This is a genomic window from Pseudomonas sp. CK-NBRI-02 (assembly GCF_008124495.1).
Lineage (GTDB): Bacteria > Pseudomonadota > Gammaproteobacteria > Pseudomonadales > Pseudomonadaceae > Aquipseudomonas > Aquipseudomonas guariconensis.
The window spans coordinates 284,209-308,058 of record NZ_VSJH01000008.1; the positions used below are offsets into that span (position 1 = coordinate 284,209).

The 23,850-nt window shown below is 64.1% G+C and carries 26 protein-coding genes; 12 read left to right on the top strand and 14 right to left on the bottom strand.

Annotated features, from left to right (window positions below):
• Positions 1-15: 15 nt before the first annotated feature.
• Complete coding sequence (locus tag DQ397_RS09125) at positions 16-603, bottom strand: mechanosensitive ion channel family protein (RefSeq protein WP_043208192.1); 588 nt, start codon at positions 601-603, stop codon at positions 16-18.
• Positions 603-2,513, bottom strand: coding sequence for an ATP-binding cassette domain-containing protein (locus DQ397_RS09130; RefSeq protein WP_043208189.1), 1,911 nt, complete (start codon positions 2,511-2,513; stop codon positions 603-605). The genes DQ397_RS09125 and DQ397_RS09130 overlap by 1 nt, the downstream gene beginning before the upstream one ends.
• 69 nt (positions 2,514-2,582) lie before the next feature.
• Between DQ397_RS09130 and DQ397_RS09135 the strand changes: the two genes are divergently transcribed.
• Positions 2,583-3,065, top strand: coding sequence for a TIGR02444 family protein (locus DQ397_RS09135; RefSeq protein WP_043208187.1), 483 nt, complete (start codon positions 2,583-2,585; stop codon positions 3,063-3,065).
• Here the strand turns inward: DQ397_RS09135 and DQ397_RS09140 are convergent.
• Positions 3,041-4,018, bottom strand: coding sequence for an AlgP family protein (locus DQ397_RS09140; RefSeq protein WP_148921532.1), 978 nt, complete (start codon positions 4,016-4,018; stop codon positions 3,041-3,043). The two genes, DQ397_RS09135 and DQ397_RS09140, sit on opposite strands and share 25 nt — an antisense overlap.
• A 224-nt stretch (positions 4,019-4,242) precedes the next feature.
• Between DQ397_RS09140 and DQ397_RS09145 the strand changes: the two genes are divergently transcribed.
• Positions 4,243-4,905 (top strand): FKBP-type peptidyl-prolyl cis-trans isomerase, encoded by a 663-nt coding sequence (locus DQ397_RS09145; protein ID WP_043213379.1) that lies wholly within the window; start codon positions 4,243-4,245, stop codon positions 4,903-4,905.
• 9 nt (positions 4,906-4,914) lie between these two features.
• Here DQ397_RS09145 and DQ397_RS09150 read toward each other — a convergent pair whose 3' ends face one another.
• The 7 genes from DQ397_RS09150 to DQ397_RS09175 form a co-directional block, all read right to left on the bottom strand.
• Positions 4,915-5,385, bottom strand: a complete 471-nt coding sequence (locus DQ397_RS09150; protein ID WP_043213381.1) for an Rsd/AlgQ family anti-sigma factor — start codon at positions 5,383-5,385, stop codon at positions 4,915-4,917.
• Positions 5,386-5,616: 231 nt separating this feature from the next.
• Positions 5,617-6,123, bottom strand: a complete 507-nt coding sequence (locus tag DQ397_RS09155; RefSeq protein WP_043213384.1) for a disulfide bond formation protein B — start codon at positions 6,121-6,123, stop codon at positions 5,617-5,619.
• A 221-nt stretch (positions 6,124-6,344) separates the two neighbouring features.
• Positions 6,345-7,583, bottom strand: a complete 1,239-nt coding sequence (locus DQ397_RS09160; protein ID WP_043213386.1) for a heme biosynthesis HemY N-terminal domain-containing protein — start codon at positions 7,581-7,583, stop codon at positions 6,345-6,347.
• Entirely contained in the window at positions 7,580-8,680 is a 1,101-nt protein-coding gene (locus DQ397_RS24710; protein ID WP_043213388.1) for a uroporphyrinogen-III C-methyltransferase, read from the bottom strand. The genes DQ397_RS09160 and DQ397_RS24710 overlap by 4 nt, the downstream gene beginning before the upstream one ends.
• A 45-nt stretch (positions 8,681-8,725) precedes the next feature.
• Positions 8,726-9,496 (bottom strand): uroporphyrinogen-III synthase, encoded by a 771-nt coding sequence (locus tag DQ397_RS24715; RefSeq protein ID WP_043213390.1) that lies wholly within the window; start codon positions 9,494-9,496, stop codon positions 8,726-8,728.
• Positions 9,493-10,434 carry a hydroxymethylbilane synthase gene (hemC, locus tag DQ397_RS09170; protein ID WP_043213392.1) on the bottom strand — a complete coding sequence of 314 codons (942 nt, stop codon included), beginning with the start codon at positions 10,432-10,434 and terminating at the stop codon, positions 9,493-9,495. Before hemC ends, DQ397_RS24715 begins: the two co-directional genes overlap by 4 nt.
• 105 nt (positions 10,435-10,539) lie before the next feature.
• On the bottom strand, positions 10,540-11,283 hold the full coding sequence (locus DQ397_RS09175; RefSeq protein WP_043213393.1) for a LytTR family DNA-binding domain-containing protein: 744 nt from the start codon (positions 11,281-11,283) through the stop codon (positions 10,540-10,542).
• A gap of 308 nt (positions 11,284-11,591) precedes the next feature.
• Between DQ397_RS09175 and argH the strand changes: the two genes are divergently transcribed.
• Complete coding sequence (gene argH / locus DQ397_RS09180) at positions 11,592-12,986, top strand: argininosuccinate lyase (RefSeq protein WP_043213396.1); 1,395 nt, start codon at positions 11,592-11,594, stop codon at positions 12,984-12,986.
• A 196-nt stretch (positions 12,987-13,182) separates the two neighbouring features.
• Here the strand turns inward: argH and DQ397_RS09185 are convergent, their stop codons facing one another.
• Positions 13,183-13,842, bottom strand: coding sequence for a glutathione S-transferase (locus DQ397_RS09185; RefSeq protein ID WP_043213397.1), 660 nt, complete (start codon positions 13,840-13,842; stop codon positions 13,183-13,185).
• Positions 13,843-13,987: 145 nt separating this feature from the next.
• Here DQ397_RS09185 and DQ397_RS09190 point away from each other — a divergent pair, with 145 nt between their 5' ends.
• The 3 genes from DQ397_RS09190 to DQ397_RS09200 all read left to right on the top strand — a co-directional run bounded on the left by DQ397_RS09190 (position 13,988) and on the right by DQ397_RS09200 (position 17,654).
• Positions 13,988-14,296, top strand: coding sequence for a hypothetical protein (locus DQ397_RS09190; protein ID WP_043213398.1), 309 nt, complete (start codon positions 13,988-13,990; stop codon positions 14,294-14,296).
• Between the two features lie 64 nt (positions 14,297-14,360).
• A complete protein-coding gene (locus tag DQ397_RS09195) occupies positions 14,361-14,606 on the top strand; it encodes a TIGR02647 family protein (protein WP_043213401.1) in 246 nt (81 codons plus the stop codon).
• A gap of 183 nt (positions 14,607-14,789) precedes the next feature.
• Positions 14,790-17,654: a class I adenylate cyclase gene (locus tag DQ397_RS09200; RefSeq protein ID WP_043213403.1), complete on the top strand. Its 2,865-nt coding sequence runs from the start codon at positions 14,790-14,792 to the stop codon at positions 17,652-17,654.
• A gap of 163 nt (positions 17,655-17,817) precedes the next feature.
• Here DQ397_RS09200 and rnk read toward each other — a convergent pair whose 3' ends face one another.
• The 3 genes from rnk to cyaY all read right to left on the bottom strand — a co-directional run bounded on the left by rnk (position 17,818) and on the right by cyaY (position 18,916).
• Positions 17,818-18,228 (bottom strand): nucleoside diphosphate kinase regulator, encoded by a 411-nt coding sequence (rnk, locus tag DQ397_RS09205; RefSeq protein ID WP_043213405.1) that lies wholly within the window; start codon positions 18,226-18,228, stop codon positions 17,818-17,820.
• A gap of 133 nt (positions 18,229-18,361) precedes the next feature.
• The gene (locus DQ397_RS09210; protein WP_043213407.1) at positions 18,362-18,583 is read right to left on the bottom strand and encodes a DUF1289 domain-containing protein; all 222 of its coding nucleotides are present in this window, start codon (positions 18,581-18,583) and stop codon (positions 18,362-18,364) included.
• Positions 18,584-18,916: an iron donor protein CyaY gene (gene cyaY / locus DQ397_RS09215; RefSeq protein ID WP_043213409.1), complete on the bottom strand. Its 333-nt coding sequence runs from the start codon at positions 18,914-18,916 to the stop codon at positions 18,584-18,586. It lies immediately after the preceding gene.
• Between the two features lie 277 nt (positions 18,917-19,193).
• On the opposite strand from cyaY, the gene DQ397_RS09220 reads away from it, so the two are divergent.
• From DQ397_RS09220 to DQ397_RS09245, 6 genes are read left to right on the top strand one after another with little or no spacing between them, the layout of a single operon-like run.
• Positions 19,194-19,412 (top strand): lipoprotein, encoded by a 219-nt coding sequence (locus DQ397_RS09220; RefSeq protein ID WP_052352483.1) that lies wholly within the window; start codon positions 19,194-19,196, stop codon positions 19,410-19,412.
• A gap of 9 nt (positions 19,413-19,421) precedes the next feature.
• Entirely contained in the window at positions 19,422-20,669 is a 1,248-nt protein-coding gene (gene lysA, locus DQ397_RS09225; protein ID WP_043213411.1) for a diaminopimelate decarboxylase, read from the top strand.
• A 4-nt stretch (positions 20,670-20,673) separates the two neighbouring features.
• Positions 20,674-21,504 (top strand): diaminopimelate epimerase, encoded by an 831-nt coding sequence (gene dapF, locus DQ397_RS09230; protein WP_043213413.1) that lies wholly within the window; start codon positions 20,674-20,676, stop codon positions 21,502-21,504.
• Positions 21,505-21,517: 13 nt separating this feature from the next.
• Positions 21,518-22,228 (top strand): DUF484 family protein, encoded by a 711-nt coding sequence (locus DQ397_RS09235; RefSeq protein ID WP_043213416.1) that lies wholly within the window; start codon positions 21,518-21,520, stop codon positions 22,226-22,228.
• Positions 22,228-23,127 carry a tyrosine recombinase XerC gene (xerC, locus tag DQ397_RS09240; RefSeq protein ID WP_043213418.1) on the top strand — a complete coding sequence of 300 codons (900 nt, stop codon included), beginning with the start codon at positions 22,228-22,230 and terminating at the stop codon, positions 23,125-23,127. The genes DQ397_RS09235 and xerC overlap by 1 nt, the downstream gene beginning before the upstream one ends.
• On the top strand, positions 23,124-23,819 hold the full coding sequence (locus DQ397_RS09245) for an HAD family hydrolase (protein ID WP_043213427.1): 696 nt from the start codon (positions 23,124-23,126) through the stop codon (positions 23,817-23,819). Before xerC ends, DQ397_RS09245 begins: the two co-directional genes overlap by 4 nt.
• Positions 23,820-23,850: the final 31 nt, after the last annotated feature.

Below are 23,850 nucleotides of genomic sequence, written 5' to 3' on the forward strand. Positions count from 1 at the left end.
ACACGGTCCAACGCGTCAATCCGCTTCGACCGGCTCGCCCTTCGACACCGTAGCCGCTTCGGTCCCACGCCACCGGCGCACGGCTTTCTGGAAGAACTGACTGTTCGGCACCTGCACCAGCGCCCCGCCCGCCTCGGGCGTTTCCATCAGCGTGGTGTACAACAGGTTGATGGCAATCACCCGGCCCTTGACCCCCGGCTTGTCGAGGGTGTCCACCAGCTCGACCACATCACCGATACGGAACGGTCCGACGGTGAAGATCAGCACCGCGCACAGCAGGTTGGAGAGCACGCTCCAGATGGCGAAGAACGCCACCGCCGCCACCGCGACAAAGCCTGACAGCGCCGTCCACAGCACCGTGGCCGAAACGCCCAGACGCTCGAGCACGAACAACAGCGCACTGCCCATGATCAGCCAGCGCAGACCGCCACGCACCGGCACCAGCAGCTCGGGTGGCAGCGGATAGCGGTTACCCAGCCGACTCAGCCCACGAGCGATCACACGCTGCAAGATGAACGCGGCGATCAGGATCAGCAGGATCTGCAGCCCAAGCCAGAACGCGTCCATCCATTGCCCTGGCAGCAGCGAGCGCAGTTCCTCCATCAGGACAACGCCTCCAGCTCGGCTTGCATGGCCTCGAGGGTTTCCAGCGCTTGCATCCAGGCTTCTTCCAGCTCGCCCTCGCGCTGCTTGAGCTTGGTCTGACGCGCCAACAAGTCACGCAGTTCGTCCTTGCGGGACGCCTCGTACAGACCACCATCGCCCAACGCCGTCTCGATCTCGGCCAATTGCCCATGCACTTGGTTCAGCTCGGCCTCGAGCTTCTCGGCGGCGCGCTTGTGCGGTGCCAGTTGCTGACGCAACGCGGCGGCGGCCTGACGCTGGGCCTTCTTGTCGGTCTTGTCTGGGTTGGCCGGGGCATTGCTGACCGGCGCACTGCGTTGGCGATAGTCGATCAACCACCGGCTGTAGTCGTCCAGGTCACCGTCGAAGGCTTCGACCTTGCCATCGGCCACCAGCAGGAAGTCGTTGGTGGTGCTCTTGAGCAGGTGACGGTCGTGGGAAACCACCACCACCGCGCCGCTGAACTCCTGCAGGGCCATGGTCAGGGCCAGGCGCATCTCCAAGTCCAGGTGGTTGGTCGGCTCATCGAGCAACAGCAGGTTCGGACGCTCCCAGGCGATCAACGCCAGGGCCAGGCGCGCCTTTTCGCCGCCGGAGAAGTTCACCACCGGCTCGTCGACGCGGTTGCCGTGGAAATCGAACCCACCGAGGAAGTCACGCAGGGTCTGCTCACGTTCGGCCGGCGCAATGCGCTGCAAGTGCAGTAGGGGGCTGGCCTTGTCGTCCAGGGAGTCGAGCTGGTGCTGGGCGAAGTAGCCCACCGCCAGGTTCTCACCCCGCACCAGGCGCCCGGCGATGGGTTCGAGCTCACCAGCGAGGTTCTTGATCAGGGTCGACTTGCCGGCGCCGTTAGGGCCCAGCAGGCCGATGCGTGCACCGGGCGCCAGCTGCAGCTTGACCTTCTCCAGGATGGCCTTGTCGCCATAGCCCAGACGGCCTTCGGAAAGGTCCAGCAGCGGGTTGGAGATTTTCTCCGACTCGCGGAAAACGAAGTCGAACGGCGAGTCCACATGGGCGGCAGACAGCTCCTCCATGCGCTCCAGGGCCTTGATCCGGCTCTGCGCCTGACGGGCCTTGGTGGCCTGGGCGCGGAAGCGCGCGATGTACTTTTCCATGTGCGCGCGGCGGGCCTGCTGCTTCTCATAGGCCTGTTGCTGCTGTGCCAGACGCTCGGCACGGGTGCGTTCGAAGGCGCTGTAGCCACCTTTGTAGAGGTTGAGCTTGCGCTGCTCGACATGCAGCACATGGTCGACCACCGCATCCAGGAAGTCGCGGTCGTGGGAAATCAGCAGCAGCGTGCCGGGATAGCCCTTGAGCCAGTCCTCCAGCCAGAGGATGGCGTCCAGGTCCAAGTGGTTGGTGGGCTCGTCGAGCAGCAGCAGATCGGATGGGCACATCAGGGCCTGTGCCAGGTTCAGGCGCATCCGCCAACCGCCGGAGAAGTCGCCGACGCGCCGGTCCATCTGCTCGGTGGTGAAGCCCAGACCTGCCAGCAGCTTGCGCGCGCGGGCATCGGCGGTGTAACCGTCGGCGCTGTCGAGCTCACTGTGCAGACGCGCTACGGCGGTGCCATCGTGGGCTGCCTCGGCGACAGCCAGGTCAGCCTGGATCTTGCGCAGGCGTACGTCGCCGTCGAGCACATAGTCCACCGCCAGGCGATCAAGGGTGTCGACCTCCTGGCGCATGTGGGCGATGCGCCAATCGCCAGGCAGTTGGCAGTCGCCTGCATCGGGCGATAGCTCGCCGCGCAGCAAGGCGAACAGGCTGGATTTTCCGGCACCGTTGGCGCCGATCAGGCCGGCCTTGTGACCGGCGTGCAGGGTCATCTCGGCGCCTTCTAGCAAGCGCTGCGGACCACGCTGTAAAGTGAGATTCGATAGTCTGATCATGATGGTCGCGGAGTCTATCAGCTTCCCTTCTGGGCACACAGGCCACGTTGACCACTGGCGAGTCCGAACATGCAGAACGAATTGTGGAATCACGCCTTGGCGCTGTATCGCCAGCCCGGGGTCGAAGCGGCCTGCCTTGCACTGCAAGGGGCAGGCGCGGATGTCTGTCTGCTGCTTTGCGGGACTTGGCTACAGGCCCGCCGTGTCGCACCCGATGCGATGCGCGCGGCTGCGCTACAAGCCATTGCCGGCCCATGGCAGCAACAGGTCATAGCTCCCCTGCGCGTGCTGCGCCAACAATGGCGCGAAGCGGCGCAAGGCGATGCGCAGTTGGCGTCGCTGCGCGAGCAGGTGAAGGGATTGGAGCTGGAAGCGGAGCGCACGTTGCTGGCGCGTTTGCAGGCGTGTGCGGGGCAATGGCCTGCGGACCCGAAAGGCCCGCCAGGCGATTGGCTGCAATGGCTGGTGCCCGAGCAAGCCCGTGGCCACGACGCGCTGAATCAGCTGCGCGCCGTGGCCAATGGGCGTCAGGAGGCCGACGGCGCCGACTGAGCCGGGGTGCTGGCCGGTGCTGGCGACGCGGCGGCAGGCGCTGCCGAGTTGGTCGCTGGCGCAGGGCTGCTGGTCACCGGTGCGGCAGGCTTGGCTTCTGCTGGCTTGCTGGCGGCAGGCTTGGCCGCAGCTGGTTTGGCCGGGGCCTTACGCGCAGCAGGCTTGGCAGCCGTGGTCTTGGTTGCGGCTGGTTTGGCGGTAGTCGCCTTGGCTGCGGCCGGTTTGGCTGCGGCGGGCTTGGCTGCAGGCTTGGCGACGGCAGGTTTGGCGGCAGTCGGCTTGGCGGCGGCTTTGGCTGGGGCCTTGGCTGCAGGCTTGGCAGCGGCTTTCGCCGGGGCCTTGGCCGCAGTCTTGGCAGCGGCTTTCACCGGGGCCTTGGCCGCAGGCTTGGCAGCGGCTTTCACCGGCGCCTTGGCAGCGGGCTTGGCGGCTGCGGTCTTGGCAGCGGCGGTTTTGGCGGTGGGTTTTGCGGCTGGTTTTGCAGTCGCCTTGGCAGCCGGACGGGCAACGGCTTTAGTCACTGCCGGCTTGGCAGGTGCCTTAGCGGCCGACGCGCGCTGGTCGAGCGCCTTGCTGGCAGCCTCGCGCACTTTGCCAACACCCTGGGCAAGTTTCAGGCTTTCCTGAGCGTCACGTTTAAGTTGTTGAATATAAGTGCGAGTCTGCGCCTGACGCTCCTTGAGCGAGTCGAGCAACTCCTCAAGTTCAGCGGACACTTTATGTGCCTTGTTCTGAGCCTTGGCTTTACCGGCCTTGGCGGCGTCCTGCAACTTCAGGCGTGCGTTGTGCAGTTTTTCCTGGGCTTTGCCGCGCTGTTTCTCCAACTTGGCCAGCAGTTTCTCGGCATCCGCCAGCGCTTGCGAGCAGGCATCTTCCAAATGTTCGAGCAGACTACCCGAAAGTTGCTGGAGCAGGTGCAACGGCGTACTGACTGGCTTCTTCTTGGCCGACATGGTTTACCTCCTGGCTGACGAGATTGCGGCTCATACTATGCTTCTGCTGCTACCGCCGCTAGGGCATGTGGACAGTATTATGAACGCCGCGTTGCATGCCTGGGCAAAGTTGTCATCTTGCAGCTCGGTGCAAGTGTAGTTGCCCAATAAAGTGTTGCTGATATTTACACATCTTTGGCCAACAAGGCTGGCATACTTTGCGCTCATCGCAGCAGGAGTTGACCGTGCCTCGTTATCTTATTCTCGGCCTGTGCCTGACAGCGCCTTTGGCCTGGGCCAACCCTGAAGCATCCCCCTCCAACCACGACCTGGCGTACAGCCTTGGCGCCAGCCTGGGTGAACGCCTGCGTGACGAAGTGCCCGGCCTTGAGCTCGACGCTTTGGTCGAGGGCCTGCGCCAGGCCTACCAGGGCCAGCCACTGAAGCTCGACAAGCCGCGCATGCAAGCCATTCTCCAGCAACACGAAGAACAAGCCAGCGCGGCCGCCGAACAGGCCCAGATTGATAAAAGCCTGGCAGCGGAGAAACGCTTCCTGGCTAACGAGCGGGCGCGGGCAGGTGTCCACGAGCTGCCAGAAGGCATTCTTTACAGCGAGCTGGCAAGCGGTACGGGCAACTCACCCAAAGCCGGTGGCAAGGTCCAGGTACGCTACGTAGGAAAGCTGCCGGACGGCTCGGTGTTCGACCAGAACCAGCAGCCCCAATGGTTCAACCTGGACTCGGTGATCGAAGGCTGGCAAGTGGCATTGCCGCACATGAAGGCAGGGGCGAAGTGGCGCCTGGTGATCCCGTCGGCACAAGCCTATGGAGCCGAAGGTGCGGGCGACCTGATCGCGCCCTACACCCCCTTGGTCTTTGAAATCGAACTGCTGGCGGTGGCCGACTGACGCCTGCCCTCAGGCCTGCACCGCGCCCTCTTCCTTGTGCGCGTTGTGCAGTACCTCGATCAGGCAGTCCTCGAGTTCGAAGCGCTCGTGCAACAGGCTGCCGAGTTCGCCCAATTTCTTGGAGAAGCGCTCGGGGTCCTTGCACTCGCCCTTTTCGCAATGGTCGTTAAAGGCCAGTGCAATCTGGGTGATGTCGTTGATTCGCGGGTTGATCTGCTCGGCGAGCTGCAGCGCACCCTCGTCACCGAACGCCTTGGCCTCGGTGACCAGTTGCTCACTCACTTCGAAATGCCACGCCGAAACGTAGTCGACGAGCACCGCGCAAAAATCACGGTTTTTGTCTTTGTCGGCGAAGGCCGGTTTGGCGTCGCGCAAGGCGCGAAAGGCCTGGACCAGCTCCGCTCGTTCCTGGAGCCAACGGTCGATCAGCTTGTGAACCCCACCCCAGCGTTCCTGAGCGTTCTGACAACTATCGAGCATGGCGATCTCTTCCCTTCTGGGTAGATGCCGCTGCACCTCGTGCGCTAATACCGCGGCACAAAGGTGACATCAGCAGGACGGCATCGAGCAGTTGTGTTTTCGGTAAGCGTGCTGCGAGATTATTCCCGCACGTGCTGGGCTTCAAGGTACGCAGTGGACAAAGTTCATACAAGCGTTTAATACCCTGGCAGGACACCGCTGGTCGTGCGATCCCATGACATTTGTCGTGGATCAACCTTTGCCGAGTTGGCGCATGCGGTAGCCCAGCAACCAGCTCAGCGGAAGGGCCGACAAAGACAGGAACGCCAGCAGACTCCACTCGGGCAAGGTCAGGTCAACGAAGCTCCAGGTCAGCGAGGTGCAGTCGGGGCCACCCAGTACCAGCATCTTCAACGCCTGCTCCCACGACTGCTCCAGCATCCACGCGAACGGCATCTGGCAGGCATCGACCGTCAGCCCCGCCCCTTGCAACCAGACATGCCTGGATGCCAGGAGCGCCCCACTCAACGAACAACCCAGCGCCAGCACCGCATAGTTGCGCTTGCCGACCATGCCCGGCGAATGCAACACCGCACACATACACACCCATGCGTACAACCCAAGCAGCAATCGCTGACTGAAACACAGGGAGCACGGCACCAGGCCAAGGGTGTTTTCGAGACAGAACGAGGCAAGCAGGACCGCCGCCGAGGCGAAACCGCCAATCAGAAAAAAGGTGCGCAAGCGGGCCGGCAGCATGAGCGAGAAGGTCCCGGATCAAAATGAAGTAGCCCGGAACGGTAGTGGAAAGAGGCGCTTTGTTTCAAGGCGCTACAGGAGAGACAACTCCCTGATTGAAAAAGGAAAGTCTGCAACTTCGAGTAGGAGATTTCCGAAGAGAGTTAGCGTAAATGCCGCCAACCTAACAGGAGAAGTTACAGCGCCAGGTACCCACGGCTCGGCGTGGGTACCTGGTTCGGTCAGGCTCGCACGCCCTCGGGCAGTGGCAAAGCCAAGAGTCGCTCGTCCAGCAGGCCCAGCCCCTCCTGGAATAACTGATTACTGCGTTCGGTCTCACCCAGCCCGGCCAACAGCCGGGCCAGCTCAGCACAGGCTTCCGGATTGCGCTCCATACGCAGGCTGCTTTCGAGGTAGTCCCGGGCCTTGCCCCACAGTCGGTTCTGCAGGCTCAGACGGCCCAGGGTGAGCAGCAGGCTTGGGTCCTGCGGGTGGTCCTTGAGCCAGCCTTCGGCCGTTTGCAGCTGTCGGGCCGGATCGTCGCCGCGCACCAGCCCATACAGACGGGCCAGGTGGCTTTCGTATTGGCGCTTGAGCGCCGTGCGCAGCACCTGTTCGGCTTCGCCCTGGGCACCGAGCTGGCGCAGCTGCTCAGCGTAGGCCGATACCAATTGCGCCTCTTGGCGCTGGGCCGCCGTAAGCTGTTGCCAGGCCCGCTCCAAGGCTTGGCGGGCAGCTTGGGCATCTTCGCCGCGGGTCGCCGCCAGGCCGAGGTTCTGACCCCAGGCGCGTTGCTCCAGCTCGGCGAGTTCCTTGGCCGGCAGCACTTTGCCTTTGCGCAGCTCCGGCAGCAGACGGATCAACGCCGACCAGTCACCTTGCTCCAGATGCAGGCGGTACAACAGGCGCAGCACCTGGTTGTTGTGAGGGTGACGCTCCTGCATGGCCAGCAGGGTTTCATGGGCACCGCCAATGTCGCCGCGATCCATCTGCAATTGCGCATGGGTCAGGGCGATGGCCAACTCGGCCTGGGGCTGACGCTCCAGGGCGCGCTCGAGCAGACTGTCGCTGTCTTCGACACGCCCCAGCTCATTGGCGGCTCGGGCCGCGCCAAGGTAGTAAAGCAATGGCTGGCGCTCGGCCTCGGCAGCGCGGTGCAGGTGGCGCTGGGCACTCGCCCAACGGCCTTCGGCAAGGTCCAGTTGCCCCTGCTCGATAGCGATGCGTGTACGACGGCTGCGGTTGCGCCGCGACCAGGGGTTGACCACACCGCTCGAAGTCAGCACCAGACCGATCAAGTAACGCACCAGCCAGAGCACCACGACAATGGCGACCAGCGCTGCCAAGGCCGCCCACAGTCCGGACTGGTAGCGGAACCCACCGTAGGCGACCAATACATAGCCACTGTGCTTGGCGACTGCGATGCCCAGTGCCGCGGCTATCACGATCGCCAGCACCGCCAGCAGGTAGACGCGCTTCATGGCTTGCCCCCTTCGGCTTCCGCTGGCAGGTGGCGACGCTGGATGTACGCCTGCACCGCGGCCAGGCTCTCGGACAGGTCAGGAGTGACCACCGAGACCGGCTGTTCGGCCAGTTCGTTGAGGCTGGCGAGCATGGCCTTGCTCTGCGGGTTGTCGGCGTTGAAATTGGCCAGCAATACGCTGCGGGCATCGTCCAAGGCCTGTGTATAGACCTTCGCTTGGCCGTTGAGCGCCGCCCATTGTGCCTGCTCGATGGTCAGACTCAGCGCCAGACGCAGCTGGTTGAGCGATTGTCCGGACAACAGCGGCCGCACGTTCTCGTCGGCGTTGAACTCGATCTGGAAGTACTTGGAAATCTCCGCCCACCATTGGGAGAGGCGGCTGGCGCCATCGCCATCGGCCGTCAGGGCGCCCAGGGCATCGGCCTTGGTTTCGAACTCAGGCGATTGTGCACTGAGCTGCTGGACCAGCTCGCGCTGGGCTGCCAGCTTGAGGAACAGACCGGTGCGGTCCGGCTGCTCGGTGCTGTTCAGGGTGGCCAGGCTGCGCGCCAGTTGTTCTCGGGCAGCGAATGCCCCAGGGTCGCTTTGCTCGCGAAGAATCTCGTCCGCCCCTTCGACCAGGGCCTTGGCGCTGGCGATGTCCTGCAGCGCAGAAAGACGCAGTGTCGCCAGGCGCAGCAGGTGCTCGGCCTCGGCCAGGCGCCATTCCTTGCGGCTCTCGCCCAGAATGGTTTCCAGACGCTGGTTGAGGCGTTGCTGGTCGCCCTGCAACTGTGCCACCAGACGACGGCGGTCCTCCAGCTCGCTGGCCGCCGGCAGGGTGGCCAGTTGCGCGCTGATCTGCTGCTCGCGTTGTTGCAACGCCTCGGTGCGCTCGTTCAGGGCCTGCAGATGCTGGCCCTGGCCCTGCTCGCTGCCTTGCAGCTGACGGACCTGCCAGACACCCCAGCCACCGACGGCGACCCCTGCCGCGCCGAGCAGCAGGGCCAACAGTGCCAGGCCGTTGCCAGAGCGCTTGGCAGGCGTGGCGGAGGTGGATTCCGGCGTATCGGACGCCGTGGGTTGTTCGTTGTTGGACAAGACAGTTTCGCTCACGTATCCATCCTTTGCATGGGGGCGCGTCGCATTGAGCTTAGCGCCTTAGTCGGCAGGTGCAGTAGTTCGCTGCACGGCTGCCATCAAGGCCGCGGCATTGGCGCCACGGCAATCCACTATCTGTTGGGCGCCCAACGCCCTGGCTTGTTCGGCTACCCGCGGGCTCGGCACGAACAATGGCAGGCGCGCCAGGCGTGGCCAGTCGGCCCCCGCCAGCTGCAGCAGGTGCTCCAGCCCCTGCCCACTGCTGACCACCAGGCCATTCAGGCGTTCCGCCTCGATGCGGCGCAGCAGGGTGCCAGCCGGATACACCGGCAGGTTGCGTCGATACAGTTCCAGATAATCGACACTAGCACCTTGCTCTGCGAGACGCCCGGCCAGCAGTTCGCGACCTCCGACGCCCCTCACGATCAAAACGCGAGGGGTGGCGGCCCGGTTCATAGCCTCGCGCAGGTGCGGTAGCGCGAGCAAGGCCTCGCTGTCGTCACCTTGCGCCGAAAAGTCAACTTTCAAGCCCTGCGCCTGCAGCACCTGCGCCGTGGCCGCCCCCACAGTGAACCAACCTTCTCGCGGCGGCTGCAGGCCGGCCTGGCCCAACTGCTCGAGTAACAAGCGCGCGGCTGGCTTGCTGACCACGATGATCACCTGGTAACCGTGCAAGTCCGCCAGGTATTGGTGCTGCCCGGCCTGCAGCGCCACCGGTTCGATGGTCAGCAAAGGCAGGCTGCTGCTGGCGATCCCTACCTGCGCGAGGCTTTGCGCCAGCGCCTGGCACTCCTCTTCGGGGCGGGTCAGCAGCAGGCGCCAAGGGCTCACGGGTGCCCAGCCTCGCCGTAGACCTCCTTGAGGATGGCCTCGGCCCCCTGGCCAAGCAGATCTTCAGCGACCTGCACACCCAAAGCCTCGGCCTGGCCACGCGGGCCGCGGGCTTCGGCCACCAGCAACGTGCCGCCGCTGGGCTGGCCGACCAGGCCACGCAGCCACAGTTGCTCGCCTTCAAGTACCGCGTAGCAGGCGATCGGCACCTGGCAACCGCCGTTCAGGCGTTTGTTCAGCGCCCGCTCGGCCACCACGCGATCGGCGGTGTCGGTGTGATGAAGCGGCGCCAGCAAGGCGTGGATCGCCTGGTCCGCACTGCGGCATTCGATGCCCACCGCGCCCTGGCCACCGGCGGGCAGGCTCTCGTCGACGCTGATGGTGGAACTGATGCGGTCTTCGAAACCAAGGCGGATCAAGCCAGCTGCGGCGAGGATAATGGCGTCGTATTCGCCAGCATCGAGCTTGGCCAGGCGGGTATTGACGTTGCCGCGCAGGAAGCGGATCTGCAGGTCCGGGCGTCGCGCGAGCAACTGAGCCTGGCGGCGCAGGCTGGAGGTACCGACGATACTGCCGGCCGGCAGCGCATCGAGGCTGGCGAAGGTATTGGATACGAACGCATCGCGTGGATCTTCGCGCTCGCAGATGCAGTACAGGCCCAAGCCTTCAGGGAAGTCCATGGGCACGTCCTTCATCGAATGCACGGCGATATCGGCCTCGTGCTCGAGCAGGGCGGTTTCCAGTTCCTTGACGAACAGGCCCTTGCCGCCGATCTTCGACAATGGCGAGTCGAGCAGCTTGTCACCGCGGCTGACCATGGGCACCAGGGTCACGACCAGGCCAGGATGGGCCTCTTCCAGGCGGGCTTTGACATATTCGGCCTGCCACAGGGCCAGGGCACTTTTACGGGTGGCAATGCGGATTTCACGAGTGGACATGGAACGCCCCGATCCAGGAGAAATGCCGCCGATGATAACAGCTCCGCCAGCGCACCTAGCAGATTCAGGTCATCACCCGGCCTTCCCTGGCCGACATCCGCCGGTTCAGAGCGTCTGCATCATCTTGCGCACACCCGCCACGTGGCGGCGACTGACTGTCAGCGCATCGCCGTCGAGCCCTTTGAGGAACAGCTGGAAGTGCCCAAGCGGCGTGCGTTGCAGGCGTTCGATACGCTCCCGGGCGACCAGGGCGTTGCGGTGGATGCGCACGAAGCGCTCGCCGAACTCGTCCTCCAGGGCTTTGAGCGGCTCGTCCAGCAAGACCTCCCCGGCCTCGTGGCGCAAGGTCACGTACTTGTGGTCGGCAATGAAATAGATCACCTGGGGCAAGGGAATCAGCTCGATACCCTTGCGGGTCCGCGCACTGATATGACTGCGCGGGCCGCCGCCTTCATTGGCCGGGCGGGTGAGCGCGGCGAGCTGGGCGCGGTTGGGTTTGTCGGCCTTGCGCAAGGCTTCGCGCAGGGCCTGAGGCTGGATGGGTTTGGTCACATGGCTGAGGGTGCTTTCCCGGAAAGCCTGGCTTCCGTACTCGTCGTCACCGGTACAGAACACCACCGCCGGTGGCGCTTCGCGCTCGCACAGCCGGGCGGCCACCTGAAGGCCATCCAGACCAGGCATGCCGATGTCCAACAGCACCACATCAGGCTTGAGGCTGTCGATCAAGGCCAGGGCCTCCTCGCCGTTGGTGGCACTGGGCTCCAGCACGGTGTAGCCCTCCAGCTCGCCAAGCATCCGGGTCAGGCGTTCACGGGCCAGGGGTTCGTCATCAACGATCAGGACATTCATAATTACGCTGGATTCCTGAGTGAGTCTCGCATGGGTATAGCGTAGACAAGGTGTAGGGCGACCGACACGCGGTCACGCTCTAGACCGATGCGACGGCCAAAGATTCACTGGCCCGGCAGATTCGCCGCCAGTCCTCTGTCCAACTGTAGACGGTCCGTGGAACACTGCCGTTCAATCGTTGAATATCCCCACACACCGATTCACCCTGGGCTTTGCGAGATTTCTCTCGACCAGCGCCCTGCGGCGCGCGCTCCAACCCTGTTATGATCGGCGCCACTTTTTCGTTCACGCCTTCAACGAGTGAATCCATGAGCACCGACAAGACCAATCAGTCCTGGGGCGGCCGCTTCAGTGAGCCCGTCGACGCCTTCGTCGCCCGTTTCACCGCCTCGGTCGATTTCGACAAGCGCCTCTACCGCCACGACATCATGGGTTCGATCGCCCACGCCACCATGCTGGCGCAGGTCGGCGTACTCACCGACGCCGAGCGCGATGCCATCATCGACGGCCTGAAGACCATCCAGGGCGAGATCGAAGCGGGCAGCTTCGACTGGCGCGTCGACCTGGAAGACGTGCACATGAACATCGAGGCCCGCCTGACCGACCGCATCGGCATCACCGGCAAGAAGCTGCACACCGGCCGCAGCCGCAACGACCAGGTGGCTACCGACATCCGCCTGTGGCTGCGCGACGAGATCGACCTGATCCTGGCCGAGATCACCCGCCTGCAGCAGGGCCTGCTGGAGCAGGCCGAGCGCGAAGCCGAGACCATCATGCCCGGCTTCACCCACCTGCAGACCGCGCAGCCGGTGACTTTCGGTCATCACCTGCTGGCCTGGTTCGAGATGCTCAGCCGCGACTACGAGCGCCTGGTCGACTGCCGCAAGCGCACCAACCGTATGCCGCTGGGCAGCGCCGCGCTGGCCGGCACCACCTACCCGATCGACCGTGAGCTGACCTGCAAGCTGCTGGGCTTCGAGGCCGTCACCGGCAATTCGCTGGATGGCGTCTCGGACCGCGACTTCGCCATCGAATTCTGCGCCGCGGCGAGCCTGGCGATGATGCACCTGTCGCGCTTCTCCGAAGAGCTGGTGCTGTGGACCAGCGCACAGTTCCAGTTCATCGACCTGCCCGACCGCTTCTGCACCGGCAGCTCGATCATGCCGCAAAAGAAGAACCCGGACGTCCCGGAGCTGGTGCGTGGCAAGAGCGGCCGCGTGTTCGGCGCCCTGACCGGCCTGCTGACCCTGATGAAAGGCCAGCCGCTGGCCTACAACAAGGACAACCAGGAAGACAAGGAGCCCCTGTTCGACGCCGCCGATACCCTGCGCGACTCCCTGCGCGCCTTCGCCGACATGATTCCGGCGATCAAGCCCAAGCACGCAATCATGCGTGAAGCGGCCCTGCGCGGCTTCTCCACTGCCACGGACCTCGCCGATTACCTGGTCCGTCGTGGCCTGCCGTTCCGTGACTGCCACGAGATCGTCGGTCACGCGGTGAAGTATGGCGTCGACACCGGCAAGGATCTGGCCGAGATGAGCCTGGACGAACTGCGCCAATTCAGCGATCAAATCGAGCAGGATGTCTTCGCCGTGCTGACCCTGGAAGGCTCGGTCAATGCGCGCAACCACATTGGCGGCACCGCACCGGCCCAAGTGCGTGCAGCCGTGGCCCGCGGCAAGGCGCTGCTGGCTTCGCGTTAAGCCGCTTCGCGAGGGTTTGCCCTCAGTCGCGGCAGTTCGGCGCCTCGATGAACTCACGCCCCCAGCGTTTTAGTGATTTCAGTGGGAGCGGGTTCATCGAGGTGCCGAACCGCCGCGAACACCGGCAAAGCCGGTGCCTTGCAGCACGATGGGTGATGAACCCGCTCCTCTTGGTCGCATACGGCCGCTACTTCTCTCAGCGCTTGCTGCGAACCATCTCCAGGAAAGCCGGCATCGCCGCCTCCTTGTCCGCCACGATCTTCGCCATGTGCGGGTTCGCCCCCAGCACCTCCAGCAATGCCTTGGCCTCGGGGAACTCGGCCAGGAAATCGACGTTCAGCACCTTCTTGCCCACTGCGCAGGCCAGGTCCACCGAGAAGCAGAACATCAGATCGGCCAGCGTCAACGTTTCGCCTGCCACGTAAGGGGCAAACTTGCCGTTGCGCTTGAGCGTGGCAAAACCGGCCAGCAGCTCGGTGCGGGCGCGCTCCTTGATCAGCGGCTCGACGGCCATACCGAAGAAAGCCTCGGAATAACAGGTCCGCGCCGGAAGCTCGATATACAGTTCGATTTCCTTGACCAGCTCCCGCACCTTGGCCTGTGCGAAGGCATCTGCCGGCAACAGCGGCTTACCGCCCTGGGTCTGCTCGATGTAATCGAGGATCACTGTGGTTTCGCTGAGAAAACCGTGCTCGGTCTCGAGCACCGGTACCTTGCCGCGGGGACTGATCGCCAGGGCTTGCGGGGTCTGATTGGGAACGAACAGCACCTCTTCGAATGGCAGCCCTTTCTCCAGCAAGGCCAGTTTGACCATGTTGTAGTAGTTGCTGACCGCGAATCCGTGAAGCTTGAGCATTGTTACAGCCTCCAGGCCGTGTGGGGATGGCCCGGCTTTTATAGACTCATCCCCAGGCTCTGACCAGCATCATCGACCCTATCGATGGCCAGGCATGGCCCGCGCAAGCATGGCAAACTGTGCATCCCACTCTAGGAGCACTGCCATGAGCGAGCCCAGCGACATCGACAACAACGAAGAGGAAGCCTTCGTAGAGGCAACCCTGACCCAGGCCATCGAGAACCAGATCGAAAGCGGCGAGCCGCCGGCAGCCAAGGCCACATTCAACAAACTGACCCTGGTCGGCTACGAACGCGAGGACATCCTCAACCTCATGGCCCATGTCCTGGCCATCGAGATCGACGCCATGCTCGACGAGGACCGCCCCTTCAATGGCGAGTGGTACGAGAACGCCTTGCGCGCCTTGCCCGAGCTGCCACCTGAAGCAGATCAAGGCGACGACGACGAAGCCTGACTACACTCCAGGATCAGGCACCGATCACGGTGCCTCCGTCCTTGTCTGGAAGTCAGGAGTCCCCATGTCCTTTACCCCCGAACTGATCGCTGAACTGGAAGTCCTCGCCCTGTTCAACCTGGATTCCCACCAGGAAGGCATCAAGGTCCACAGCAACGCTGCCCCTGCCCTGGTGGCCGCAGCCCGCCGCCTGTACGACAAGCAACTCACCGACCAGCCCGATGGTGGCTACCTGACCAGCCTGGGGCTGGATGCCGCCCAGAGCGTTCAGCAAGTGCTGACCATCCTCAAGGCCGCGCAGCCAGCCTGAGTCTTTCGCCGCCGTTACGTACAGCCCAATCCGCCCGACATGTCTGTCGGGACGGGTTTGGTTGTGAATGCGGCCTGCAATGACGGGGAAATGACGCCAAAAAACCCGTTTTTTTGCTTATCCGACCCCATCACTCAGGCTAAACTCGCCGGTGCTTCCCCTGGCCGTGTCCTTGAGTGTGCAATGAACAGCCCCCACGAAATCCGCCCCGACCTCGAGCAAGGCATCGACCGCAAGGAACTGGCGAAACTGCGTGCGCGCTTTCTGCACCTGAACCAAGGCCGCCTGGAGCGTGCGCGGGAAGGGCTCTCCACCCGCCAGCAACAGGTGCTGACCGCACTGCCCCTGCTGTTTCACGTCAACCACCCCGTGCTCCCAGGTTATGTCTCGGGCACGACGCCAGCGGGTGTCTCGGGCTTCGAGCCTGGCCCCGATCTGCTGGCCGAAGCCCAGCGCCTGGCCCGCTCCTTCACCTACAAACCCCGCCACGGCACGGCGCCGCAGCCGATCCACGGGCTTTTTCTGATGGGCAGCCTGGGCACGCTGGCCCAGGCCGAGCAGAGCGACATGGACCTGTGGGTATGTCACGCCCCAGGGTTACAGGAAGACGAACTGGCCGAACTGCGGCGTAAATGCCAGCTTCTGGAAACCTGGGCCGCCAGCCAGGGCGCCGAGGCGCATTTCTTCCTCATCGAGCCCCAGGGGTTCGTCCAGGGCGAGCGCAATGGAGAGCTCAGCTCCGACGACTGCGGGACTACCCAGCATTACCTGCTGCTCGATGAGTTCTACCGCACCGCGATCTGGCTGGCCGGGCGCACACCACTGTGGTGGCTGGTGCCCGTGTACGAGGAACACAACTACCGGGCCTACACCCAGACCCTGCTGTCCAAACGGTTCATCCGCGCCGAGGACGACCTGGACCTCGGTCACCTGGCGCATATCCCGCCCGGAGAATTCGTCGGCGCCGGCTTGTGGCAGTTGTTCAAGGGGATCGACTCGCCCTACAAGTCATTGCTCAAACTGTTGCTCACCGAGGTCTATGCCAGCGAACATCCCGATGTGCGCTGCCTGAGCCTGGAATACAAGCAGGCGGTGTTCGCCAACCAGCTGGACCTCGACGCGCTGGACCCCTACGTGATGGTCTACCGGCGCATCGAGCAGTACCTGCAACAACGGGGTGAGTCCACCCGCCTGGAGCTGGTACGTCGTAGCCTGTACCTGAAAGTGAACAAGAAACTCAGCGAGCTCGGCCGCTCCCGCGCCAGCGGCTGGCAACGCCAGTTGCTCGCGCGTCTGACCAATGAGTGGGGCTGGGACGAACGCCAACTGGCCATGCTCGATACCCGTAGCCAATGGAAGGTACGCCAGGTAGCCGCGGAACGCCGTGAGCTGGTAGCCGAGCTCAACCACAGCTATCGCTTCCTCACCCAGTTCGCCCGCGACCAGAGCGCCAGCAGTCGTGCCGACCAACGCGACCTCAATGTGCTGGGTCGACGGCTGTATGCGGCCTTCGAGCGCCGGGCCGGCAAGATCGAGGTGATCAACCCGGGTATCGCGCCGGACCTGGCCGAAGACACCCTGACCCTGGTCCAGTCGCCCAACCGCAAGGAGCCGGGCACCACCCATTGGGGCCTGTACAACGGCAACCTGGGCGTACACGAATGGGAGCACTTCAGCCCACTCAAGCGTTGCCGCGAGCTGCTCGAACTGCTCACCTGGGCCCATCGCAATGGCGTGATCGACAACACCACGCGCCTGGCCTTGCACCCCGGCGACAGCGACCTGACCGACTTTGAGCTGTTCAATCTGCTGGGCAGCTTGCAACAGAGCATCCCGCTGCCACTGGGGACGGTCAGCGAAGTCCGCCTGCTGCAACCGAGCGTGGCCGATGAGATCCTGCTGCTGGTCAACGTCGGCGTCGATCCGCTGCGTCATCATCGCGATCTGAACATCCTGATGACCACCGAACGCACCGACTCGCTGAGCTACGCCGGGGTGCGCGAAAACCTCGTCCTGACGCTCGATCAGGTCACCCTCAACAGTTGGAACGAGGTGCTGGTCCAGCGCTACGACGGCGAACACGCGCTGGTGCGCTGCCTGCGCGACTTCCTCAACAGCCTCGGCCAGCGCAATCAACGCCCCCGGCTACGGGTGCGCTGCTTCTGTCGCAATCGCGCCCAGGCCATCGCCCTGCGGGTCGAGGAAATCTTCGACACCGCTCAATTGCTGCTCGAGCAGAGGCTCAACCATCGCTACCTGCTGCAGGTGGCGCAGCACACCCATGTACTGGAACTGCAACCTGGACAAGTCACCCTGACCACCCTGCCCGATCATGACGCGGTACTGGGTTGTCTGGGCGAGGAGCGCGGCCAGTACAGCCCTCTGCACCTGGATGCCAACGCCTTGCAGGACCATGACCTGCCGCTGGTGCTGGAACAGGGCCGCCGCGATTGCCTGCAGGTGTTCTATCGCCTGCCGGAGGGGTGGGCCGACCTGTACGTGCTGGATGAATACAACGCCCTGTGGCATCAACGCCTACCGTTGCAGGACGAGGCACACCTGTTGCTGCCGCTGCAACGCTTCCTGCGCTCGGTCGTGGTGCGACACGATGCGCAGCTGCCGCTGGACAGCCTGCAGCAGGCGTCGCTGGAAATCCTTTACTACCAGTTGCTGCCATCAGGCCCTGGCAAGGCGCGCAGCCTCGAGCCACGGCCGTCACCGCGCGAAGGCATCGGCCAGCCCTACTACGAGGTTCAGGCGATCCTGCAGGCCGGGGCGGCGGACGAGATGCACATCACGCTCTACTGCAACCAACAGGAGTTCTCCGAGCTGGAGCATGGCGACCAGCTGTACGCCGTGGTCGCTCGGCAGATCCTGGGGCAACGCCGTGGCGCGGGCAGCTATCGGTGCTACATCACCGACCTGGACTTGTCCGAACTGCTAGGTGACGACCAAGGCTCCACCGCGCTTTATCTGCGCTACAAAACCGAGTTGGAGCGGGCGCTCAACGATGGCCTGGAGCAGTTGCAGGCGACCTTGGAGCCTTGATGCCTCCAGGGCGCGGACCGGGCCGAGAGCCTGGCGGTGGCACTTGCGTAGTATCGCGGGTGGACCCCGCTCCCACAGGGCCGGCGTAGATCCTTGCGAGAGCGGGTCTACCCGCGAAAGTACCCGATCGGACAATGCAAGACGGTGAGCCCATCTGTGTGTCTCAGAGGTCGTAGTCCCCCGCAGCTTCCGGCTGGTACTCAACGGCCAGCAGCTTGAGCTTGAGCGTCTTGCCGCCCGGGGCTGGCCAGTCGATCTGGTCCCCGACCGACAGCCCCAGCAACGCACAACCGATCGGCGCCAGGATCGAGACGTTGCCTTCGGGGCCGGCATCCTTCGGGTAGACCAGGGTCAGGTGATAGTCCTTGCCACTGGCTTCCTCGCGGCAGTGCACACGCGAGTTCATGGTCACCACACCGGCCGGGACGTCCTCGTGACCGACCACCTGATCGGCGCGGTCCAGCTCGTCCTGAAGGGCGAGCACACCCGGCGTACTTTCGTCGAGGCTGTCGATCAGGCGCTCGAGACGCTGTACGTCCAATCGGGTGAGGATGAGGGAAGGCTTGGTGCTCATGATCCAGTCAGACTCCTTTTTAACAGGCAGATAAAGCAAAACCCCGCCCAAGGGCGGGGTTTGTGAATGCTTTTGACGTCATCGACGCAAGCCCGACACTACCACAGCCGGACAAATACTCAAGCCCGGACCGTCAATGGCCGATGTGCTGCCCTCGCAGGGCCTGGGCTTCACGGCAGATCTGCCGGCGCCGTTCGTCGTCGGCCGAACGCCATTCGCGGATGTGCTCGACATGACGGAAACACCCGGTACAGACCCGGCGCTCGTCGAGCCGACACACGCTGATGCAAGGCGACGGCACCGCCGGGCTGACGTTACTGTAAAGCGGCTTGGGTGGCCGAGGCTGGTCGCTCATTCAGATCTCGTCGAAGTCCAGCTTCTCGCCGGCTCGCTCCCAGACGATACGCTCGAGCATCTCGCCCAGCAGCTCTTCGCTCTTCTCGCAGACCCACTTGCCGCTCTCTTCGTCGTAGTCGAAGTGGAATCCCCCGGAACGGTCGGCCAGCCAAAGCTGGCGCAGCGGCTCCTGGCGGCTGAAGATCAGCTGGCTGCCGCTGTCGAACTTGATGGTGAGCACCCCGGCGGAGTTCTCCATGTCCACGTCCAGGCCGCTCTCATCGAACAGGTCTTCCAGGGCCTGTTGGGTCGCGTCGACCAGATCGTGGAAACGCGCTTCGCTCAAACTCATTGCAGGTACCTCGAAATTGGCTGCTTACGGCAAGCCGGGCAAGATACGGGCGACTTGCCGGGAATGCAAAGCATCAAGCTATAAGCTTCGCGCTATAAGCTTCAAGCTTCGAGCGGGAAGCTGCAAGCGGCGGAAAAAAAGCTGAGCCTGCGTCGAACCGTACGTCCTTGTCAGTGAAGCTTGATCGGGCCGCCAGGCGGACCGGTCCTTGCATAGGCAATCCGGCAGGCGCTCGGTATACTCGGGCGCAATACTGCATATTTCAAAGGATTCGCCAATGAAGCGCCTGATTTCCTCCCTCGCGGCGCTGGTCGCGGTTGCCTGCCTCGTTTCGGCCTGCGGTCAGAAAGGCCCTCTGTACCTGCCGGAAGACGGCAAGGACGGCAAGGACGCCCGTAAATCGCACCAGCATCAAGCGGTCCAGCCGGCCCAACCGGCCGAGACGCTCGAGCCTGCCGAACCCGCCCAGCCAGAGTCGCAGCCCGCGCAGTACTAAGGAAATCCAATGGACGCTTTCAACTACCGCGACGGCGAGCTGTTCGCGGAAGGCGTGGCCCTGTCGGCCATCGCCGAACGTTTCGGCACCCCGACCTACGTGTACTCGCGCGCCCACATCGAGGCCCAGTACCGCAGCTACACCGATGCCCTGCAAGGCACCGAGCACTTGGTCTGCTTCGCGGTCAAGGCCAACTCCAACCTGGGCGTGCTGAACGTCCTGGCGCGCCTGGGTGCAGGCTTCGACATCGTTTCCGGCGGTGAATTGGAGCGTGTGCTAGCCGCTGGCGGACGCGCCGATCGGGTGGTGTTCTCCGGTGTCGGCAAAACCCGTGACGACATGCGTCGCGCGCTGGAAGTCGGCGTGCACTGCTTCAACGTCGAATCCACCGAAGAGCTCGAGCGCCTGCAAGTGGTGGCGGCCGAGATGGGCAAGGTCGCCCCGGTCTCGCTACGCGTGAACCCGGATGTCGATGCCGGCACCCACCCGTACATCTCCACAGGTCTCAAGGAAAACAAGTTCGGCATCGCCATCGCCGACGCCGAAGCCATTTACGTGCGCGCCGCGCAACTGCCCAACCTGGAAGTGGTGGGCGTGGACTGCCACATCGGCTCGCAGCTGACCACCGTCGAGCCCTTCCTCGATGCCCTGGACCGCCTGCTGGTGTTGGTCGACCGCCTGGCCGAGTGCGGTATCCACCTGCGTCACCTGGACCTGGGCGGTGGTGTCGGCGTTCGCTACCGCGACGAAGAGCCACCGCTGGTATCGAACTACATCCAGGCCATCCGCGAGCGCGTCGGCGAACGTGACCTGGCCCTGGTGTTCGAGCCGGGCCGTTACATCGTCGCCAATGCCGGTGTCCTGCTGACCCGCGTCGAGTACCTCAAGCACACCGAACACAAGGACTTCGCCATCATCGATGGAGCGATGAACGACCTGATCCGCCCGGCCCTGTACCAGGCCTGGATGGGCGTCAGCGCGGTCAAGCCGCGTGCCGGCGAAGGCCGCACCTATGACCTGGTCGGTCCGATCTGCGAAACCGGCGACTTCCTGGCCAAGGACCGCGTACTGAACCTGGCCGAAGGCGATCTGCTGGCCGTTCAGTCCGCCGGCGCCTATGGTTTTGTCATGAGCTCGAACTACAACACCCGTGGCCGCTGCGCCGAAGTGCTGGTCGATGGCAACGAGGCTTTCGAAGTCCGTCGCCGGGAAACCATTGCCGAACTGTTCGCCGGCGAAAGCCTGCTGCCGGAGTGAAACCATGCTGCTGCGTTTCACCAAGATGCACGGGCTGGGCAACGACTTCATGGTCCTGGACCTGGTCAGCCAGCACGCGCACATCCAGCCCAAGCATGCCAAGCAGTGGGGTGACCGCAACACCGGCGTCGGCTTCGACCAGCTGCTGATCGTCGAGGCGCCGAACAACCCGGACGTGGACTTCCGCTATCGGATCTTCAATGCCGACGGTTCCGAGGTCGAGCAGTGCGGCAACGGTGCGCGCTGTTTCGCCCGCTTCGTGCTGGACAAGCGCTTGACCGCCAAGAAGCGCATCCGCGTGGAAACCAAAGGCGGCATCATCGAGCTGGACGTGCGCAACGACGGCCAGGTGTGTGTCGACATGGGCCCGCCGCGCTTCGCCCCGGCCGAGATACCCTTCATCGCCGATGAACAGGCCCTGAGCTATCCACTGGAAGTCGACGGCCAGGTCCATTCGATCGCCGCCGTGTCCATGGGCAACCCACACTCAGTGCTGCGTGTCGACGACGTGAGAACGGCCCCGGTGCATGAGCTGGGCCCGAAAATCGAACACCATCCGCGCTTCCCGCAGCGGGTCAATGCCGGCTTCATCCAGGTCGTCGACCGCCACCACGCCAACCTGCGGGTCTGGGAGCGTGGCGCCGGCGAAACCCAGGCGTGCGGTACCGGGGCCTGTGCGGCCGCGGTAGCCGCCATCAGCCAAGGCTGGATGGATTCGCCGGTGAGCATCGACCTGCCGGGCGGCCGCCTGAACATCGAGTGGGCCGGCCCCGGCAAGTCCGTACTGATGACTGGCCCAGCCGTACGCGTGTATGAAGGACAGGTTCGTCTCTAATCGAGTAACCGCCATGACCGATCAGCCCCAGGTTGTACCCGAGCAGGCCCCCAGCCTCGATGCCGAGGCCGTGGTCGCCTACCTGCGCGCCCACCCGACCTTCTTCGCCGAACACGACGAGCTGCTGGTAGAGCAGCGCATCCCCCACCAGCGTGGCGACAGCGTGTCGCTGGTGGAGCGTCAGCTGAAGTTGCTGCGCGATCGCAACATCGAGATGCGTCATCGCCTCTCGCAATTGATGGATGTGGCCCGGGACAACGACCGGCTGTTCGACAAGACCCGTCGCCTGATCCTCGACCTGCTCGACGCGGGCAGCCTCGAGGAAGTGGTCATGGCCGTGGAGGACAGCCTGCGCCAGGAATTCCAGGTGCCTTTCGTCAGCCTGATCCTGTTCGGCGAAAGTGCAGCCCCTGTCGGCCGCTGGGCCAGCAACGGCGAAGCCCAACAGGCCATCGGCGCGCTGCTGGGCAGCGGCAAGACTGTCAGCGGCAACCTGCGCGAGCATGAGCTGGCGTTCCTGTTCGGCGAGGAGCAGCGCAAGGAAGTCGGCTCCAGCGCGGTCGCCGCGCTCGACTACCAAGGGCTGCACGGCGTACTGGCGATCGGCAGCCGCGACCCGCAGCACTACAAGAGCAGCGTCGGCACCCTGTTCCTGAGTTATATCGCCGAAGTGCTCGGCCGCGTCGTCCCGCGCTTCACCCAGACCCTGCGACCGGTGCGCTGATGGAACGCCAGTTGGAGGCTTATTGCGATCATCTGCGCAATGAGCGCCAGATGTCCGAACATACCCAACTGGCTTACCGTCGCGACCTGCAGAAGGTCATCGAATTCTGCGCCGCCCAAGGCATCACCGACTGGAATGCCCTGCAGGTCCAGCAGTTGCGCCAGATGGTGGCGCGCCTGCACCAGCATGGCCAGTCCGCTCGAAGCCTGGCACGCCTGCTTTCGGCAGTGCGCGGGCTGTACCGATACCTGAACCGCGAAGATCTGTGTCAGCACAACCCGGCCAATGGCCTGGCCGCGCCCAAGGGCGAGCGCCGACTGCCCAAAGTCCTGGACACCGATCGAGCCCTGCAGTTGCTCGACGGCGGCGTGGACGATGACTTCATTGCCCGTCGCGACCAGGCGATTCTCGAGCTTTTCTACTCCTCCGGGCTACGCCTGTCTGAGCTGACCAACCTTGACCTGGACCAGCTGGATCTGACCGCCGGGCTGGTTCAGGTACAAGGCAAGGGCAACAAGGCCCGTGTGTTGCCGGTCGGACGCAAGGCCCGCGAGGCCCTGCAGCAGTGGCTGAAGCTGCGCGGCATCAGCGCACCTCGGGACAACGCAGTGTTCCTGACCCGCCAAGGCACCCGCCTCGGCCAACGGGCGATCCAGATGCGGGTCAAGGCCGCGGGCGAGCGCGAGCTGGGCCAGCACCTGCATCCCCACATGCTTCGCCACTCTTTCGCCAGCCACCTGCTGGAGTCTTCCCAGGACCTGCGCGCAGTGCAGGAAATGCTTGGCCACGCCGACATCGGCACCACGCAGATCTACACCCACCTGGACTTCCAGCACCTGGCCGCGGTGTACGACAGCGCCCATCCTCGGGCCAAACGCAGCAAAGGCACAGACTCATGAGCATCAAGCTGATTACCTTCGACCTGGATGACACCCTGTGGGACACCGCACCGGTAATCGCCAGCGCCGAAATCGTCCTGCGCGACTGGCTCGCGGCCAATGCCCCGATCCTGGGCGGCGTGCCGGTCGAGCACCTGTTCGCCATCCGCGAGCGCCTGGTGCAGGCCGAACCCGGTCTCAAGCACCGCATCAGCGCCCTGCGCCGCCGTGTGCTGTTCCATGCGCTGGAAGAGGTCGGCTATAGCGAGAAACAAGCCTTGGAGCTGGCCAACGAAGGCTTCGAGGTGTTCCTGCACGCACGCCATCAGGTGGAGGTGTTCCCCGAAGTGCAACCTGTGCTGGAAATCCTGCGCCACCAGTACATGCTCGGCGTGGTCACCAACGGCAACGCCGACGTGCGTCGTCTGGGGCTGGCGGACTACTTCAGGTTTGCCTTGTGCGCCGAGGACCTGGGCATCGGCAAGCCGGACCCGGCACCGTTCATGGAAGCCCTGCGTCGGGGCGAGGTCCAGGCCGGTGCTGCAGTGCACATTGGCGACCATCCCGCTGACGATGTCGCGGGCGCCCAGCGCGCTGGGCTGCGGGCGGTGTGGTTCAATCCCCAAGGCAAGGCGTGGGTGGGCGAACGGGCACCGGATGCAGAAATCCAGCGGCTGTCGCAGTTGCCGGACGTTCTGTCGCGCTGGCGCTGAAAGGGGCGGTTTACCGCACAACCCGACAAAA